This is a genomic window from Dyadobacter jiangsuensis, from assembly GCF_003014695.1.
Taxonomy (GTDB): Bacteria; Bacteroidota; Bacteroidia; order Cytophagales; family Spirosomataceae; genus Dyadobacter; species Dyadobacter jiangsuensis.
In genome coordinates this window covers 124,195-141,305 of the sequence record NZ_PYAS01000013.1, presented here as the reverse complement: position 1 = coordinate 141,305, position 17,111 = coordinate 124,195, and the positions used below count along the sequence as shown (strand labels likewise).

Annotated in this window: 14 protein-coding genes; 10 read left to right on the top strand and 4 right to left on the bottom strand. The window is 49.4% G+C overall.

The genetic code is table 11. The annotated features are described in order from the left end of the window. Positions 1–20: 20 nt before the first annotated feature. A complete protein-coding gene (locus CLV60_RS24560; RefSeq protein ID WP_106598032.1) occupies positions 21–440 on the bottom strand; it encodes an OsmC family protein in 420 nt (139 codons plus the stop codon). 263 nt (positions 441–703) lie between these two features. Between CLV60_RS24560 and CLV60_RS24555 the strand changes: the two genes are divergently transcribed. Both CLV60_RS24555 and CLV60_RS24550 read left to right on the top strand, forming a co-directional pair. Continuing rightward, positions 704–1,240, top strand: a complete 537-nt coding sequence (locus tag CLV60_RS24555; RefSeq protein WP_106598031.1) for a hypothetical protein — start codon at positions 704–706, stop codon at positions 1,238–1,240. Between the two features lie 86 nt (positions 1,241–1,326). Further along, a complete protein-coding gene (locus tag CLV60_RS24550) occupies positions 1,327–1,947 on the top strand; it encodes a DUF1684 domain-containing protein (RefSeq protein WP_106598030.1) in 621 nt (206 codons plus the stop codon). A gap of 55 nt (positions 1,948–2,002) precedes the next feature. On the opposite strand, the gene CLV60_RS24545 is transcribed toward CLV60_RS24550, so the two are convergent. Then, the gene (locus tag CLV60_RS24545; protein ID WP_211302274.1) at positions 2,003–2,554 is read right to left on the bottom strand and encodes a YcxB family protein; all 552 of its coding nucleotides are present in this window, start codon (positions 2,552–2,554) and stop codon (positions 2,003–2,005) included. 238 nt (positions 2,555–2,792) lie between these two features. Between CLV60_RS24545 and CLV60_RS24540 the strand changes: the two genes are divergently transcribed. The 6 genes from CLV60_RS24540 (at position 2,793) to CLV60_RS24515 (ending at position 8,030) form a co-directional block, all read left to right on the top strand. Next, on the top strand, positions 2,793–4,847 hold the full coding sequence (locus CLV60_RS24540) for a BatA domain-containing protein (RefSeq protein ID WP_106598029.1): 2,055 nt from the start codon (positions 2,793–2,795) through the stop codon (positions 4,845–4,847). 80 nt (positions 4,848–4,927) lie between these two features. Then, positions 4,928–5,200 carry a hypothetical protein gene (locus CLV60_RS24535; RefSeq protein WP_106598028.1) on the top strand — a complete coding sequence of 91 codons (273 nt, stop codon included), beginning with the start codon at positions 4,928–4,930 and terminating at the stop codon, positions 5,198–5,200. A gap of 1 nt (position 5,201) precedes the next feature. Next, the gene (locus tag CLV60_RS24530; RefSeq protein WP_106598027.1) at positions 5,202–5,531 is read left to right on the top strand and encodes a type II toxin-antitoxin system VapC family toxin; all 330 of its coding nucleotides are present in this window, start codon (positions 5,202–5,204) and stop codon (positions 5,529–5,531) included. Between the two features lie 168 nt (positions 5,532–5,699). After that, the gene (locus CLV60_RS24525; protein WP_106598026.1) at positions 5,700–6,839 is read left to right on the top strand and encodes a 5-(carboxyamino)imidazole ribonucleotide synthase; all 1,140 of its coding nucleotides are present in this window, start codon (positions 5,700–5,702) and stop codon (positions 6,837–6,839) included. 9 nt (positions 6,840–6,848) lie between these two features. Continuing rightward, complete coding sequence (gene purE, locus CLV60_RS24520) at positions 6,849–7,340, top strand: 5-(carboxyamino)imidazole ribonucleotide mutase (RefSeq protein WP_106598025.1); 492 nt, start codon at positions 6,849–6,851, stop codon at positions 7,338–7,340. Positions 7,341–7,400: 60 nt separating this feature from the next. Continuing rightward, positions 7,401–8,030, top strand: a complete 630-nt coding sequence (locus CLV60_RS24515; protein WP_106598024.1) for a LysM peptidoglycan-binding domain-containing protein — start codon at positions 7,401–7,403, stop codon at positions 8,028–8,030. Between the two features lie 83 nt (positions 8,031–8,113). Here CLV60_RS24515 and CLV60_RS24510 read toward each other — a convergent pair whose 3' ends face one another. Together CLV60_RS24510 and CLV60_RS24505 are read right to left on the bottom strand one after the other, a co-directional pair. Continuing rightward, positions 8,114–11,023 carry an outer membrane beta-barrel protein gene (locus CLV60_RS24510; RefSeq protein ID WP_106598023.1) on the bottom strand — a complete coding sequence of 970 codons (2,910 nt, stop codon included), beginning with the start codon at positions 11,021–11,023 and terminating at the stop codon, positions 8,114–8,116. 155 nt (positions 11,024–11,178) lie between these two features. Next, on the bottom strand, positions 11,179–14,793 hold the full coding sequence (locus CLV60_RS24505) for a PAS domain S-box protein (protein ID WP_106598022.1): 3,615 nt from the start codon (positions 14,791–14,793) through the stop codon (positions 11,179–11,181). 88 nt (positions 14,794–14,881) lie between these two features. On the opposite strand from CLV60_RS24505, the gene rsmA reads away from it, so the two are divergent. Together rsmA and mgtE are read left to right on the top strand one after the other, a co-directional pair. Next, positions 14,882–15,682 (top strand): 16S rRNA (adenine(1518)-N(6)/adenine(1519)-N(6))-dimethyltransferase RsmA, encoded by an 801-nt coding sequence (gene rsmA / locus CLV60_RS24500; protein WP_106598021.1) that lies wholly within the window; start codon positions 14,882–14,884, stop codon positions 15,680–15,682. Between the two features lie 66 nt (positions 15,683–15,748). Next, positions 15,749–17,101, top strand: coding sequence for a magnesium transporter (gene mgtE / locus CLV60_RS24495; RefSeq protein WP_106598020.1), 1,353 nt, complete (start codon positions 15,749–15,751; stop codon positions 17,099–17,101). Positions 17,102–17,111 lie beyond the last annotated feature (10 nt).

Genomic DNA, 17,111 nt, shown 5'->3' with positions numbered 1-17,111 from the left:
TGGCGAACCGGTCCATTGACTTATACCAGCTCTGCGTTCAATGTGATTTCTGCATTGAGCAGCTGAGAGATAGGACATTCCTTTTTCGCCTTGTCGGCTACCTGCGCGAATTGCTCCGCGCTGATGCCTGGAACCTGCGCTTTCAGGTCGATTGCGCTCTTCACAACCTGGCCTTTTGCAGGATCCAGTGAAACTGTGGCGGTAGCGTTCAGCTCGTCGGCAGTGAAACCGGCGGCGTTTAGTTCGAAGCTCAGCTTCATGGCAAAACATCCGGCGTGTGCGGCTGCAACCAGCTCTTCCGGGTTGGTTCCCTTACCGTCTGCGAAACGGGTGTTGAAAGAGTACTGGGTATTTTCCAGAACTGTGCTCTGCGTGCTGATCGTACCTGTACCTTCTTTGCCGGTACCTTTCCAAATGGCTGTTGCTTTACGGTTAATCATCGTTGTTCCTTTTAATGTTGATCCAAAATCGTTGTTTCCGGGAAAAGTAGCATGCAAACGATATCTACGCAAACAATCCCTGCATTAAAAACACAATAATTACTTACCGTCCTCTGTTCCAGTATGTGCCTCCCTGTGATGCGTGGTATGGCGTTTTTTAGTTAACAAAGGTTAATGCCCGATCGAGATTTAAACTTTATAATTGCATCATCATCTAATCACAAATTTTTAACAGATTTCTCATTTTTCTCAACTCACAAGTCATGAACAGAAAACTCTTGCCCCTACTATTACTTGCTGTCCTCGCATTGTTCCAGAGCTGCCGCGGGCCGAAAGGCGATCCCGGACCACAAGGAGGCGATGTGCTGGGAATAACCTTCGACATCACTAAGGTAGACTTCACTTCTGCCAATAATTGGGGCTTCATCCTCAATTTCGCACAGGAAAACATTGAAGTCCTGCCCTCCGACGCCGTGCTGGTGTATGTAAACTGGGGTACCCAGGGCGGCCTTAAATCATACCAGCCGCTACCTCAAACGGCTTTCGGCAACAACGGTCTCATCGTAACTTATAGTTTCAACCGCACCGATAAGGATATGGAGATTTTCCTGGACTCAAATGTCCAGAGATCCCAACTCGCAACCGACTGGACCCGCGGGTTCGAGTTCCGCGTGGTGGTAATCCCCTCGGATTTCCTCAAAGGACGCGCCAATGCGGAAGTGGATCTGAACGACTATGAAGCGGTTGTGAAAGCCTATAATATCGACGAATCGAAAGTGAAGAAAATTTCGGCCCAATAATCGAAAAAGTTCCCCCGTTTTTGGGTTTCTGGAATAATTTTTATAAAATCCGGTAAAAATTACCGGATTTCTTTTTTCCCTAACGTATGAAAGTTGTTTTAAGCACACTGTTTACAGTTCTGGTCGCGGCGTTTGGATCACAAGCACAAACTTTTACCGAAGAGACTAATCAGTACAGAAATCATTACAAGGAGGAGTTCCTGCACTCGGAGAACTCGCCGCTCAAAGCAGCGGATTTGTCCTATTTACAATTCTATGAGCCCGATTCCACGTATCGCGTGGTGGCCCATTTCGAAAAGGCGAAAGGCAAGTCCTTCGAAATGCCTACTTACAGCGGAATGAACAAGACCTACGTGAAGTACGGGGTGTTGAAATTCAAGGTAAATGGCCGCAGACAAAAATTGACAGTGTACCGCAGCCTCAGCCTGCAACAACTTGCTAAATACAAGGATTATCTTTTTGTCCCTTTCAAAGATAAGACTAACGGCACCGACACCTACGGCGGCGGCCGCTACCTCGACCTGAAAACGACGGATCTGAAAAACGGAACCTGCGTGCTCGACTTCAACAAAGCATACAACCCTTATTGTGCATACAGTACCGGCTATAACTGCCCGATTCCGCCGCTGAACAACCACCTGGCGGTTGCGGTTACAGCCGGGGAAAAGAATTTCACCAAGCATCAGCACGAAGCGAGTATCAAATAGCTCCAACAAAAAACGCCCGACTTTCCAGCCGGGCGTTTTTCATGAATGCCGTCGATCAGGCTTTCAATATTTCTTTCTGCTTTAAAAGGCGTTCAAAAACCTTGATATCGTGCTCGGAAGTAAAAATATTGAACGGCAAATGCAGGAATTGCCCTTTTGAAATAACCAGCACGTAGGCGTCCTTATCTTTATACCCTTCCAGGATCTGCTCCCATTTCATCACACTTCCTTCCTTCTGGTTCAGCTTCATGAGAATCTGGCGGTTGTCGATCTCGTAAGAGAACTTTTCAAACATCGGCTTGTATTGCGCGAGCTGCGTAATGCCCGTGAACTGGATCAGCCAGAACAGCACGTAAAGAATAGAAGCCACCACAACGGTGATGTAAATCCACAAATTGGGATAAATGCCTGTGAGGCTGATCACCGCATTGATCAGGATCAGGGCCACGGGTACGAGTACCCATTTGAGCTGCGTCTTGAAAAAATAACGCATGGCCAACGAAATGTATTTTTGGGTAGGTAAGGCGTACTTCTTGGTACGAACCGCAGCCGGGTTCGTAGGCATTTGATAGACGGGCTGGTGTTTGTTTACCGAAACTTTGGCCATAACTCTGTTTAAATTAACGATCTTCTCTCTTTGCAGCCGCCATTCAAAACGCGGCCACGGCAAAATGAAGTGCAAAGTTAGAAAAAAGCGCCCGAGATATGAGAAAGGTCCTCAAATAAAAAACTGTTATGAGAATTTGGTGTAATTTGTCTTTACTAACTGCGTTGAACATTTGAAAACTGCCGTTTTGAAGCCATATTCGGCAACTGATCACTGATACAAGACTATCCTAAGCTACATGAGTTTCCTTTTTCCGTCCTTCCTGTGGGGTTTGCTGGCGATATCGGTTCCGATTGCCGTTCACATTTTCAATTTCAGGAGGACAAAAAGGGTGTACTTCACAAATGTCGCATTTCTCAAAGCGGTTGAAACGCAGACGAAATCGATCCGCCAGATCAAGCATTGGCTCGTCATGGCGGCGCGGATACTCGCTATTGCCTGCCTTGCATTCGCGTTCTCCCAGCCGTTCATCCCGGCGGAAAGCAATGTAGCCGTAGACAGGCGGGGTATTACCAGCCTCTACCTGGACAATTCCCTAAGCATGGAAAGTGAGTTGAACAATAAGCGCTACCTCGACATTGCTACCGGCCGGTTGGGGGATCTGCTGGGATTGTTCAAAAACGCGACCTCGCTGCAACTGGTAACCAACGACTTTTCCGCCCAGGAACAAGGCCTCTACCCCGCTGAAAAACTGCGCGACCGCCTGACTACCATCGGGCTTTCGGGCACTCCGCGCACACTCGAACAGGTGTATAAACGCCAGGAAAACCTCATGGCCCGCCATTCGCAGTCGGGTAAAAATCAGCTTTTCTGGTTTTCGGATTTCCAGAAAAGTACCGTCGGCGACCTCTCGGCTATCCAAACCGATTCGACGAACCAGATTTTCCTGGTACCGGTACAGGCTGAGGCTGAAAAGAACTTATTCGTAGATTCAGCCTGGCTTAATACACCGTTTATCCGCGAACTTCAAAACAATATACTATTTGTAAAAGTGAGCAACTCGGGCAACCGCGAGGCTCGAAACGTCGTGCTCAGACTTAGCCTCGACAATACCCAGGCCTCGACGGCGTCTGTCAACGTACCGGCCAATGGCAGTGCGACGGCGAAGTTCAACTTCAATCTGAAAGGGAAAGGGTATAAAAAAGGGCAGATTACGTTCGACGACTTCCCGGTGACTTTTGATAACGATTACTATTTTGTGCTCAATGCGTCACCCCTCATCCGCGTGCTGCACGTGTATGGGCAAAAACCGGAAGGAAACTACATCGAGAATGTTTATGCGAACGATAGCCTTTTCACTCTCCAGAGTTACAGCGCGCAGAATGTGGATCCGGGCCTGATCAGAAGCTCCGATCTCGTGGTGCTGGAAGGTGTAACGCAGCTATCAGGCACGCTGCCGCAGGATTTGCAGGATTTTGTACGCCAAGGCGGCAGCCTGGCGATCATACCTCCCGCTGCGCCTGCTGCGGACAGCTATGGACGTTTTTTAAGTGCATTGGGCATTAACGGCATCACTTCGGAAAAAGCCCAGGCTTCGCTGGCGCTCGCCGTGCCCGACCGCAACAATCCGTTTTTCAGCGATGTTTTCGAGGAATCGATGCGTCAGGAAATGAATCTTAACCTGCCTAATGTGTTACCCGTATGGAGCTGGGCAAGCGCCGGGCAGCAGTTGCTTACGCTGCGGAACGGACAGACTTACCTTAACCAGGTATTGGCAGGTACGGGCAAAACTTACCTGTTCGCGGCACCTCTAAGTCAGGAGAACGGGAATGTGGCCCAGCACGCCATATTTGTGCCGGTGATGTATAAAATTGCCGCTTCGAGCGTTCGGCAGCAGCGTACCTCGTTCACGTTTGATGAAAACCCGATCAGTTTGACTGTCGGTAAGCCCAAGCCCAATTCCGTTTACAAGCTCAGGCGTAACAAAACCGAGATTATCCCCGTGCAGCGTATGGCCGGCAATCAGCTCTTGCTAGAAATCCCCCAGGGTGACCAGACCGCCGACGGGCTCACCGCCGGCTATTTCGAGCTCGTCCTTGACAATAAAACCGAGCAGATTATCGCCCTTAATCACAATCACGCCGAATCCAGACTACAATACTATTCCCCAGAGGAGCTGCGAGCCGCATTTTCCGGCAAAAAGAACATCCAGGTCTTCGACCGCATTGACGACGACGCCTTCTCTACCGCATTCCAGCAGCAAAATATGGGAACTAATCTTTGGAAATTCTTCCTTTACGCGGCGCTGTTCTTTTTGTTGGCTGAAATCGGATTGATTCGGTTTATGAAATAGTAATTATCGTGTGACGATTTAGCGGCTTCTTCATCCGCGAAGCGATGCGTAAATTTGTAAAAATCAAAGAGCACGTCACTATGAAAACACCTTACCTAAACAAATCAGCCGGAAAGCACGGTGATATCGTGGAGTCGCCCTACACTGATCTTGAAGAGACAAGTGCTGCCCAGCTCAATGAACCCATTGTTCCCTACATGCGCCTTGATCCCTCAGCGCACGCACGAGTAATTTGTGAGGAGCTCACGCCCGAAGAGGAGGCCATGGCCAATGATCCTAGCGTGAAGCCTTTCTCGTATGTCTCGGATTCCGCCGAATATGTAAGGAGAATACGTCGGGATTTCAGATGTTAATATGCTCCTGCTGGATACGAATATCCTCATCGATTATCTCAGGGGGAAACAAGCGGCTATTGAGTTTATTGATTGTGCAGAAAAGCTTGATCTTGCAGTCAACACGGTTATCGTGCTTGAACTTTACAACGGTTGCCTTAACAAAGCGGAACTTGCAAAGATCAGGCGTTTGCTCAACGGCTTCAATCATTTCGATCTGAACGAAGCCACTGCTCAGGCGGCCACGCAGATAGGTCATTCATTCGCATTGTCTCACTCGGTGACTGCGTCCGACGCGCTGATAGCGGCTACCGATTGGTTTACAATCTCGAATTGCGGACGGCAAACATGAAAGATTTCAGGATGATTCCGGGGCTGAAAGTGTCAAATGCGCTATAACAATTGCATTTTCAAAATAACAACACCTGACATTCTGACCATTCCTGACTGACATTTGCCGAACATTCCTTTTTTCTGACCCGTTTTTAAACCAATTTTGCGGGAAAATATCATTTCATAAATGCTTTCATCCCGAATAGGAATTCTTGGTGGCGGGCAGCTGGGGCTGATGCTCCTTCAAGCTGCTGTGGACTGGAACCTCGATATTCACGTACTCGACCCGGACGCAGAAGCACCGTGCCGGAAAATAGCGCCCCACTTTACGCAGGGGTCGCTGCAAGATTTTGACACCGTATATCACTTTGGTAAAGAGCTCGACGTCATTACCATTGAAATCGAAAAGGTAAATGTAGAGGCGCTCGAAGCCTTGGAAAAAGAAGGAAAAAAGGTTTACCCCCAGCCTTCTGTGATCCGTCAGATACAGGACAAACGCATTCAGAAGCAATTTTACGCTGAAAAACAGCTTCCAACCGCGGAATTTATACTAACGGAAAACCGCGAGGATGTTGCCAACTACCTCTCATTTCTCCCCGCATTTCACAAGCTCGGAAAAGACGGTTACGATGGACGCGGGGTGCAACGGCTGACATCGGCGAATGACCTCGACAAGGCGTTCGACAAGCCCGGCCTGTTGGAAAAAGCGGTCCCATTTGAAAAAGAACTGGCAGTAATTGTTGCCCGCAATGCAAATGGGGAAGTAGAAACATTCCCTACCGTGGAAATGGTCTTTCATCCTGAACATAACCTCGTTGAATACCTTTTTGCACCGGCGGAGATCAGCGATGATGTGAATGCCAAAGCGCAGGAAATTGCCCGCAAAACGGCCGAAGCATTTCAGATCGTGGGATTGCTGGCGGTAGAGCTTTTCCTGACACCTGACGGGGAAGTGCTGATCAACGAAGTAGCGCCACGCCCTCATAACAGCGGCCACCATACGATCCGCGCAAACGCGACCTCTCAATATGAGCAACACTGGCGGGCGATCCTGAACCTGCCGCTGGGCAGTACGCATGCCTACGGGCCGTCGGCAATGGTGAACCTGCTGGGAGAGGATGGTTATGAAGGCCCGGCTGTTTATCAGGGAATGGAAAAGTTACTTGCAACGCCGGAAGTGTTTCCGTTCCTTTACTGGAAAGCGATCACCAAGCCATTCCGCAAAATGGGCCATATCACGATTATGGACGCGGATATAGCCTCGCTCAAAGCAAAAGCGGATTTTGTCAGGGATAATATTAAAGTAATCAGTCACAAAACGAAGTAGAACATACCAATGGTAGGGATTATCATGGGCAGCCTTTCTGACAGAAAGGTAATGCAGCTCGCCGCAGACGCATTGACGGAACTGGGCATCTCATATGAAATGGAGATCGTATCGGCGCACCGCACGCCTGAGCGCATGCTCGAATACGCAGCATCGGCACGCAGCCGCGGCTTGCAGGTGATCATAGCGGGCGCGGGCGGAGCCGCTCATTTACCCGGGATGGTGGCATCACTGACATCCCTTCCGGTGATCGGAGTGCCGGTTTTGTCAAGCAATTCGATTGACGGCTGGGATTCGGTGCTTTCGATTCTGCAAATGCCTGCCGGTGTTCCTGTTGCGACGGTGGCGTTGGACGGCGCGAGAAATGCCGGAATCCTCGCCGCGCAGATTATCGGAGCGAGTGACGCGGAGGTAGCAAAAAGGCTTGACGCATTCAAAGAGAGCCTGAAAGACAAAGTTGCAGTGATGAACGAGGAATTGAAAAATCAACTTGGAAACTAGGTTACCTTTATTATTTTCGTAGAAAATTAACTCCACTAAAAAATAGAATCCGGCCAGGTTATGGAAGACGAATTCCCGAAAAAAAGAAATATCCGTCCCACTGAAAAGTCGAATCTGCCCATTGTCACATTGCTCGTGTTGGTGTTGCTGGTACTCGCAATGCTCTATGTCGGCTACGAATATATTTCCGACAGCTCTTCCAGCTCCGAAGAACTCACATCGGTAGTCGTCGATTCGACACTCGAAGAAAGTGCTGCCGAACCCGTGAGCGATGAACCTGCGCCTACTGAGGAACCGGCCGAAGAAAAGAAGCCTGAGCCTGTAAAAGAAAAGACCGAAGAACCGAAAAAAGAACAGAAACCTTCCATTTCGGCCTCATCGATTGGTGGAGAGCAGATCACACATACTGTTCAAAGCGGAGAGACATTTTCGAGCATTGCTTCGCGGTACAACCTCAAAACGGAAACCTTGCAAGGCCTCAACTCTTCTGTTTCTGATGTAAAAGCTGGCGTTACCAAGCTGAAAATACAAGTAAAAGCGGTTCATACCGTGGGGCCCGGCGACGTACTTCGTGTGGTGGCCAGCAAATATGGTATTAGCAAAGAAGCGCTGATGAAAGCCAACGGCAAAACCCGCGACTTCTCCGAAAGGGGCGAAAAGCTGATCATCCCTTTCCCGGACAAAAAATAGCATTTAAGTAATCCCAAAAAGCAAAGAATCCCGGAGCCAACCGCCCCGGGATTTTCTTTGCACTGAATTGAAGGGTTTAATGCCTAGTCGTTGAAACCCCGGCCTCCGCCACCACCTCCGCCGGGTCCGCGGCCGCCCCCAGGGTAGCCCATTCCGCCGTCGAAGTCACGTCTTCTGAAATTACCATCGTTGTTGTTGGAAGGCATCTTCCCGAAGTTTCTCAAAGTGTAAGTGAATGTGAGCATAGCGTATTGTGTGAGCACCCGGTTAGTGACGTCCTGCACATAAGTTTCGGTCACGTTACGGGTAATGCTGTTGTTCTGTTTCAGAATATCGAAAACGGTCAGTTTCAGCTCCCCCGCATTGTTTTTAAGGAATTTCTTGCCGACGCTTGCATTCCAGAGCGTAAAATTCTGATTATAGCCCGCGCCCAGCCCCCGGTACGACTGGTTGTTGATATCGCTTTGGAATACAAATCCTTTTCCAAAGATCCAGTTCACCCGGCCGGTAATGCCTTGGGTGTAATAGTTGTTATTCAGATTGGGCTGAATACTGTTCCGCACCACATTGTAATTACCCGAATAAGAAACAGTAAAATCAAGCTTGTCGCTGATATTGCTGCTCACCACCAGACCCTGCGATATCGCGTAGGTATTTGAATAGTTGGGCACATTGTTGATCATACCCGGCGACCGCACATAATTGAATCCGGTAGTCAGGTTCAGGTTCAGTTTCAAAGGCGCAATCGGCTTTCCATAGGCGAAAAAAGAGCGGGCATTCCAGCTACCGTCGACGTTGATCGGTGCGGTGAACTTGGCACCTCTTTCCAGAAACAAGCCATTGGGCAATGTCTCGGGTTTCTGCGCGATGTAAGTCGAATTAACAATCGCGTTGTTGGTCTGCGTGACGAAAATCATCGCATTCAGGCTGTAAGGTCTCTTCGCACCTGCCAGCGAGTAACGGACGTTCACCATATTGCGGTACTCCTGTTTCAGATCGGGATTACCGGCTGTGAGCGACAGCGGGTTGCTGTTATCGACCACGTTTTGCAACTGTGAAATCGACGGCTGGTTGGTCGAGCTTCGGAAGAATGCCCGGAATTGCGCACCCTCTTTTGAACGGTAGTTTACCATCAAGTTCGGGAGAATATTGGTAAACGACTGATCAACCTTGTTGTTAATCGGCGCCAATTGCTGGCTGTACAGACCTGTGTTCTGAAAATCGAGCCCCACGTTGGCCGACCAGCTGTTTTTCCGGTAGCGGTATCCCAAACCTGCGCGGTTGGTAATGTAGCGGTTATCAAAATTGTTGGTCAAAAGCGAATCCAGATCCGAATACGTGCCGTCGTCATAGCTCATATTATAGGTATCCTTGTTCGAATTGCTATTCTGAATCGTCAAACCATAGTTAAACTGCAACTGGCCGGTGGTACTGATCGGCTCGGTATACACCAGGTTTCCGCCTAATGTAATTCCATCCGAGTGCGTGAAACTCCGCTGATCGATCGTATCGCCCCGCATAGCAGTGTCTCCCAGGGCAAGGTTATCGAAGTAAGTATTTCTCGAATACAAGTCGCGGCGGCCGTTCTTGTCATTCACCTGGGTATTGAAGTTGAATGAGACCGTGCGGCCCTTTTTCGCGAAAGCATGACGGAACAGAATGTCGTTCGAGAAGTTATACCCTTTGTTGACATTGCCCTGGCTATTATCGGAACTGTTTACATTGCTCCCGTCAGAAGCCAATGTGGTAAGCCCGGCCTTCACACTTCCTGAATGGTTATCCTGGAAGCTCAGTCGCGGCGTAATAATGAGCGAGTTTTTAGGATCGATATTGTATTCAATCCGGAAGTTCAGGCGGTGATTGGAGTTGGTTGTATTGGTCCGGCTGTTTTCTTTGTAGAACTGGTTGCTGGTGGCACCTTGTAGGAAATACTCTTGCGAGGTGCTCTGCACGTTGCTGTTGCTTGTTCTGTTAAAGAAATAGCTGCCGCTCACGTCGAGCTTCTTCCCTATTTTATTGGAATAGTTCAAACCGAAAGAATTGGTACCGGTGATCCCGCTCTGGTTCCCCACCAGGAAGTTACCGGCAGAGCCACCACCACCACGGTTACCGCCTCCCCCACCGCCTGAAACGCCCAGCAAGTCCTGGCTGGAAAAGTTCTGGTTGTTGATATTGTTGCTCAATCCGATGACCGATATCCGCTGGTTGCCTTTGAAAAAGCTCACATTTCCTCCCGCCTGATAGCGGTCATCGAGGCCGTAACCGGCAAAAACTTTTCCAAACTGACCCATCCGCTTGTCGGCCTTGGTGACGATATTGATCGTTTTCTGCGCATTACCATCATCAAAACCAGTGAATTGCGCCTGATCGCTCAGCTTATCGAACACCTCTATTTTATCGACAACTTCCGCAGGAAGATTTTTGAGGGTTAATGCAGCATCATCGCCGAAGAATGGCTTGCCATCCACCAGCACTTTATTGACAGTCTCTCCATGAGCCGTTACCGTTCCATTTGTGACGGTAATACCCGGCATTTTCTGGATCAGGTCTTCGGTCGTAGCATCGGGATTGGTTTTGAATGCAGCTGCATTGAATTGCGTGGTATCTCCCTTCTGTTCCATGGCGGTCACCTGACCTACCACTTTCACCTCTTTCAGGTTTGCGACGGCTTCTGTGAGGGTAATGGTTCCAAGATTTTCGATATCCTTGGTAACCGTAACTGTCCGGGTGAAGTCTTTATAACTTAAATAGGAAACCTTGACCAGGTAAGAAACCTGTTTGGACAGGCCTGTAAAGGTGAATTTACCGTTTACATCCGTCGTTACATATTCCGGTTTTGCATCGGGGGTGTTGCGGCTCACAGCCACATAGGCTCCCACTACCGCTTCACGGCTCACGCTATCGATGACCGCGCCGGTAATCTGTGCATTTTGTGCAAAGGCCGGGGCGGCGAAGCCGGCAAGCAGAAGGACGATGAATGTAAATCTGTTCATGACTTGTAAAGGTTTATTGCTGGTTAGAGCTCCCTTGGATAACAAAGTTTAATGCGTTCCGGCAATAAACCTTTACAATCGACAGTATCGGATAATTTAGCAGACCAACAGGCTATTTTCACCGACGAATCGGCGGTCGGTCGGCGGCAGTCAAATTACTTCAACCACTCTCCCAGTAGCCCCTTATAGCTCGCCAGGAATCTTTCATAAGCCTTTTCCAGTGCAGGTAACGCCTCCGCGAGTGTACTCGTGTCGTCCGATTTGAGCCGCCATTCGGCATCCCGCGCAATTTCGGCCACTTGTGAAACGCCCACAGTGCCACCACTCCCTTTCAATGTGTGCAGATTACTTTTCACGGTTTTAATATCTCCATTTTTATAGGCTTCCAATGCACCGGCGACCAATTCATCGGATTCGCCCACAAAATCCTCGAACACCGACCACACCAGCTCAGCACCGCCTATTCCGGCTAGCTGATCGATGATTTCCTTGTCGAGCACCGGTACCATCGCCTCTTGTGCGATTTCCTTCTGCTTTTGTTCGAGTTTTCGATTTTCCATATTGCCCATCAGCTCTTTCACCTTCTGCACGAGGGTCTGTGCGCGGATGGGTTTGGCAATGTAATCATCCATTCCCTGGCTCATAAACCGGTCGCGGTCTTCCTTCATCGAGTAGGCCGTCATGGCCACAATAGGCGGCAGGCCTTTGGAGAATCGCTTTTTCAGCTCCTGAGTCGTTTCCACGCCGTCCATATCCGGCATTTGAATATCCATAAAAATGATATCGTAACCCTTTTCATCGGAATGGTATCTCTTCTCCACCATTTCGATCGCTTTGAACCCACTTTCTGCCAAATCGGTTTCGCAGCCGGATTTTTTTAGGATTTCATTTGCCACTTTCCGGTTCACCGCATTGTCGTCGACAAGCAGGATCAGCGGGTGGTAATCAGTGAATACATCTTCAATCGGCGTCTCTTCCTGCTGGATAATCGTGCTCACCTGCGCGATCGACGTTTCCTTCGTTTCAAAGGTGAACCAGAACGTGCTACCCTCCCCTAGCGTGGACTCAACGCCGATTTCTCCATTCATTAAGGCGCAAAGCTGTTTTGAAATAGCCAGGCCGAGCCCTGTACCGCCAAACGATTTCCGCGATGAATTGTCAAGCTGGGTAAATGAGGTAAACAAAATCTGCTTGTCGGTAGCACTGATACCGATCCCCGAATCCTGCACTTCTACCTTGATCTTATGGAATAACCCTTCTTTTTTCTCCAATGTAAGAAACACCTTCACAGACCCATTCTCGGTGAATTTCAATGCATTGGAGGTCAGATTGGACATAATCTGCAATAACCTGGTCTGATCTGCAATAATGAATTTCGGAATATCGGGCCCGATGTGGTATGTGAGCGTATTGCCCTTGCTTTTGGCGGTTTGCCCGAAAAGTGAAACCAGTTTGAGCAGCAATTCCTCCACTGCGATCGGCGCCTCGTGCAGCTCCATTTTCCCCGCCTCGATTTTCGAAAGGTCGAGAATATCGTTCAGGATATTCAGCAGCGTTTCCGAGGACCGTTTGATCGTCAACACATAATCCTTTTGCTCGGTATTCAGCGGCGTCTCACCCAACAGGTCAATCATCCCGATCACCCCGTTCATCGGCGTGCGGATCTCATGGCTCATGTTGGCCAGGAACCCTTCCTTTACCTTCAACGAGCGCTCGGCGTGCTCCTTGGCTTTCAGCAGTTCGAGCTCGTTGCGTTTCAGCTCGGTAATGTCCCGGGCGAGTACGGCCACTTCGGTCGGTTTGCCTTTGTCATTGGTAAACATCAGCATGTTAATCATAAACTGACGCTCGGTACCATCTTTGCGGTACATGGTAATCTCGAAGTTCCGCAGGCTCTTTGTCTTCCGAAGCCGTATCAATGCAGAGTGGATACGCTTTTTATCTGCAAAAAACTCGGTAACCTTGTGCCCGATCACTTCTTCGGGCAAATATCCCAACCGTTTCAGCACCGACTGGCTGATCATCGTGATCTCGCCCATGCGGTTGATACGGCAGTAAATGTCCTGCAAGTTTTCAAAAATGCCTCTGAAAAGCTCCTCGCTATGCCTTAGCGACAGCTCGGCTTCCTTACGCCGCGTAATGTCGCGGGCGATACCAGACACCTCCTCAATCACGCCATCGGCATAATGGATCGGGTTCAGGTAAAATTCCAGCCACATTTCGCCCGCATCCTTACGGTCGATTTTAAATTCAAAATACTGCGGCTCACCGCGCAATGCCTGTCGGTACTTGGTTTCGAGCGTCCGCCGGTTGCTGTTGCCGACCATCCGCCATCCGAATTTCTCGGCGCTGGATTGGAGCGAAGGCCGCACACCGAGTTGATTATGGATCAGATCCGCGTAGTTCCTGTTAAATGAAGTGAGTTGCAGCGATTTGTTTACCGACCATATCAAATGCGAGCTGCTATCGAAAATCGCATTCAAACGTGCCAGATATTTGCTCAGCTCCTCTTCACTTTGCTTTCGCGCGATCGCCATTGCCACCTGCCCCGAAATAAATTCCAGCAATTCGAGGTCGCGGGCGTCGAACATATTAGGATCGTCGTAAGATTTCACCCCGATAATCCCGGTCACCCGGTCGCCTATACGCAGGGGTACGCACAGGAGAACTTTCGGCGTGACACCGTACAAATACAAGCTGTTCGTCTTTGCCAGCTTCTCAATGTCCTTGTCCGAAAGGAACAGCGGCTTGTTGGAAGCAATCGCATATTCAGTAAGGCCATTGCCCAGTTTCCGCTTGGTAAACCGCACATTGCCTTTGAAATACTGATCTACATAATACGGGAAGTAAATGTAGCTCTTGCTGGGGTCGTACAGCGCGATAAAGAAGTTCCTGACGTCGATGATCTTGCCCAACTCGTCATGAATCCCGTGGTAAAACTCGTCCAGATTTTGGGTGTTGACCGTCCAGTTGGCAATGCTGTAATAAAGGTTCTGCGCTTTCTCAGCCCTTATCTTTTCAGTAAAATCATTTAAAATACAGCGGAATGCCGTCGGTTTGCCATTGTCGAAACGGCAGTTCACGCTACCGGCTACAAATACCTTTTTGCCGTCGCGGTTCATAAATACCGCTTCGAAACTCGGGTTGGCAACGCCTTGCTCGATCAGTTTGAGCTGTTCGAGCGCCTCTTCCTTGTGCTGCGGGTGCAGAATGTCCTCCATTCGCATGGAAGCGATTTCATCCAGGCCATAGCCAAGCACCTCGCGCCAGGCCTTATTTACAAATATGAATTTACCGTCAATCGCCACGAGCTGGATCAGATCGCTGGTATTGTCCACCAGGTCCTGCAACTGCGAGTTGGACTTTGCAATGGCCGATTCCATTCTCCTGCGGCGGGTGATATCATCACCTACGAGCGTGATGCATTCCACCTCGTCGTTTTCCTGATGCATCAGCACCGAGTTGATCGAAAAGGTGCGTAATGTACCTTTTTGCGCCAGGAAAGGTACCTCCCGCTGTTCAAGTTTACGTTTCCCCTGGATGCCCTCTTCGAGCATTTGTCGCACCTCGTGTTCCTCTTCTTTCGGGATCAACTTGTCAAATATACTATGCCCCACCAGGTCCGACTCGTGCCAGCCGGTTTTCATGAGCGCATGCGGGCTTACACTGCGAATCGTAAAATCAGGTGAAAAGGTAATTCCGATCAGGTTTAAATGCTGCAGTGTGTGATGAATAGTCTGCCAGTCGGTTTGGGATAAAATCAGTTCCATGGGTCCCGGTACAATCGCACTTTTAAGTTTCCTTCCAATTCTTTATTCGATAAATCTACGAATTAAGACGTAATTTTGGCTTGTGAAAATGAATTATAAAAAACCGGATGATTCCAAAGTGCGCGCCAAAAAGCATCTGGGCCAGCACTTTCTGAAAGATTTGAATATTGCCCAACGCATCGTCGACGGACTCTCCGGCCACGGTGGTTACGACCGCGTCCTCGAAATCGGGCCGGGTATGGGCGTTCTCACCCAATTTCTTTTACCCAAAAACAGCTTTACAACCCACGTTATCGAGATCGATACCGAATCGGTGGCTTATCTTGAAAAGCATTATCCGGACCTCTCGCCGCGCATTATCGCCGGTGATTTTCTGAAATTCAACCCGGGCGACTACTTTTCAGACAAGTTCGCGATCATCGGAAATTTCCCATACAATATCTCCTCCCAGATATTCTTTCGGGCGCTCGAAATCCGCGACCGTATTCCGGAAATTGTCTGTATGCTGCAAAAGGAGGTGGCCCAGCGCATTGCATCGCCTCCGGGCAACAAGGATTACGGTATTCTGAGCGTGCTCTTGCAGGCATTTTATGATATCGATTACCTCGTGTCGGTACCTCCCGGCGCGTTCGATCCCCCACCGAAAGTGCAATCGGGCGTGATAAGGCTGCGCCGGAATGCGGTAGCGGCGCTCGAATGTGATGAAAAACTGTTTTTCAGGGTGGTGAAAACGGCATTCAACCAGCGACGCAAAACCCTGCGTAATGCGCTGAAACCGGTAGGCGAAATACCGGACCATCCGCTGCTCAACAAACGGGCCGAACAATTGAGCGTTCAAGACTTCGTTACGTTGACGTTACTTGCCCAAAACACGCAAGCAGCGAACTAAACCTTCTCTGAGACAGTATATTCAATAAGCTAAAAGCATTTCGCCAATCGCTAAAAGCTCATTACGATGACGTTCGAATTAACCCAGCTATACGTAGACCATATTCAGGAACTGATTGAAAAAGAGGACTCTGCGGCCATCCGGTCGGAAATGGAGAACCTCTTTGCTGCGGACATTACCAGCCTGCTATCCGAGCTGGAAACCGAAAGCGCGAAATTCCTGGTCAATCAGCTGAATATCGAAACCGGCGCGGCGATCCTCGCCGATATGGACCGGGGCGAACGCCGGGACTTTCTGAAAGCCTTTACATCGGAGGAAATATCCAAATTCGTCAACCTGTTCGATTCCGATGACGCCGTGGATTTGCTCAACGAGCAGCCCATCCGCGTACGCGAAGAAGTGATCGCATTGCTCGAAGACCGCGAACAGGCCCGGTTTATCCTCGACCTGCTGCATTACGATGAAGATGTGGCGGGTGGTTTGATGCAGAAGGAGCTTGTCAAAGCGAATGAAAACTGGACGGTAAACCAATGCATCGAAGAGCTTCGTACACAAGCCGAGGACGTGGAGAAGGTCTACGCGGTGTATGTGGTGGATGATTTTGGTAAACTGCTGGGTATTCTCTCTCTAAAAAGGATCGTGTTGGCGCACAAAAACACGAAGATCGAGAGCCTGTACGACAAAGACGTCATTTTTGTGGAAACCTACCGCCCTGCCGAAGAAGTGGCTGAGCTCATGCGGCGGTATGACCTTGACGCATTACCGGTGGTGAATGTCCAGGGAAAACTCCTCGGCCGCATCACGATCGATGATATCGTGGACGTAATTACCGACCAGGCAAGTTCCGATACCCTGGCTATGGCAGGTATTACCGGGGACGTGGAAGAAGACGACAGCATCTGGCAACAAACCAAGGCCCGTTTGCCTTGGCTGCTAGTAGGCATGATGGGAGGAATCCTGGCTGCAAAGTTCATCAGCTTTTTTGAAGGCGACCTCAAAATTATTCCTGCTATGGCCGCCTTTATCCCTATTATCGGTTCTACCGGAGGAAACGTAGGGATTCAAACCTCCTCGATCATTCTTCAAGGTTTGGCCGACAAGACAGGTATCGATACTACCCTGGGGCAGCGATTGATCAGGATGTTCGCCGTTGCATTTATCAACGGGCTCATTATCAGCGCTATCGTATTCGGATTCAACATGCTGATCGGGAATGACTTGCAACTGGCATTAGTCGTTTCCACCGCGCTGATGTCAGTCGTGTTTCTAGCCTCGTTTATGGGTACACTAACCCCGATTCTGCTTGAAAAAATAGGCATTAACCCGGCGGTAGCTTCCGGGCCGTTTATTACTACCGCCAATGACCTGATCGGCTATGGTGTTTACTTCGGCCTTGCGCATTTACTGCTCAAATTATAACGCAGCGATA

Excerpts from the sequence above, each read along its gene's own strand:
- CLV60_RS24560 (WP_106598032.1), bottom strand. The coding sequence starts at position 440 with ATGATTAACCGTAAAGCAACAGCCATTTGGAAAGGTACCGGCAAAGAA.
- CLV60_RS24555 (WP_106598031.1), top strand. The coding sequence starts at position 704 with ATGAACAGAAAACTCTTGCCCCTACTATTACTTGCTGTCCTCGCATTG.
- CLV60_RS24550 (WP_106598030.1), top strand. The coding sequence starts at position 1,327 with ATGAAAGTTGTTTTAAGCACACTGTTTACAGTTCTGGTCGCGGCGTTT.
- CLV60_RS24545 (WP_211302274.1), bottom strand. The coding sequence starts at position 2,554 with ATGGCCAAAGTTTCGGTAAACAAACACCAGCCCGTCTATCAAATGCCT.
- CLV60_RS24540 (WP_106598029.1), top strand. The coding sequence starts at position 2,793 with ATGAGTTTCCTTTTTCCGTCCTTCCTGTGGGGTTTGCTGGCGATATCG.
- CLV60_RS24535 (WP_106598028.1), top strand. The coding sequence starts at position 4,928 with ATGAAAACACCTTACCTAAACAAATCAGCCGGAAAGCACGGTGATATC.
- CLV60_RS24530 (WP_106598027.1), top strand. The coding sequence starts at position 5,202 with ATGCTCCTGCTGGATACGAATATCCTCATCGATTATCTCAGGGGGAAA.
- CLV60_RS24525 (WP_106598026.1), top strand. The coding sequence starts at position 5,700 with ATGCTTTCATCCCGAATAGGAATTCTTGGTGGCGGGCAGCTGGGGCTG.
- purE (WP_106598025.1), top strand. The coding sequence starts at position 6,849 with ATGGTAGGGATTATCATGGGCAGCCTTTCTGACAGAAAGGTAATGCAG.
- CLV60_RS24515 (WP_106598024.1), top strand. The coding sequence starts at position 7,401 with ATGGAAGACGAATTCCCGAAAAAAAGAAATATCCGTCCCACTGAAAAG.
- CLV60_RS24510 (WP_106598023.1), bottom strand. The coding sequence starts at position 11,023 with ATGAACAGATTTACATTCATCGTCCTTCTGCTTGCCGGCTTCGCCGCC.
- CLV60_RS24505 (WP_106598022.1), bottom strand. The coding sequence starts at position 14,793 with ATGGAACTGATTTTATCCCAAACCGACTGGCAGACTATTCATCACACA.
- rsmA (WP_106598021.1), top strand. The coding sequence starts at position 14,882 with ATGAATTATAAAAAACCGGATGATTCCAAAGTGCGCGCCAAAAAGCAT.
- mgtE (WP_106598020.1), top strand. The coding sequence starts at position 15,749 with ATGACGTTCGAATTAACCCAGCTATACGTAGACCATATTCAGGAACTG.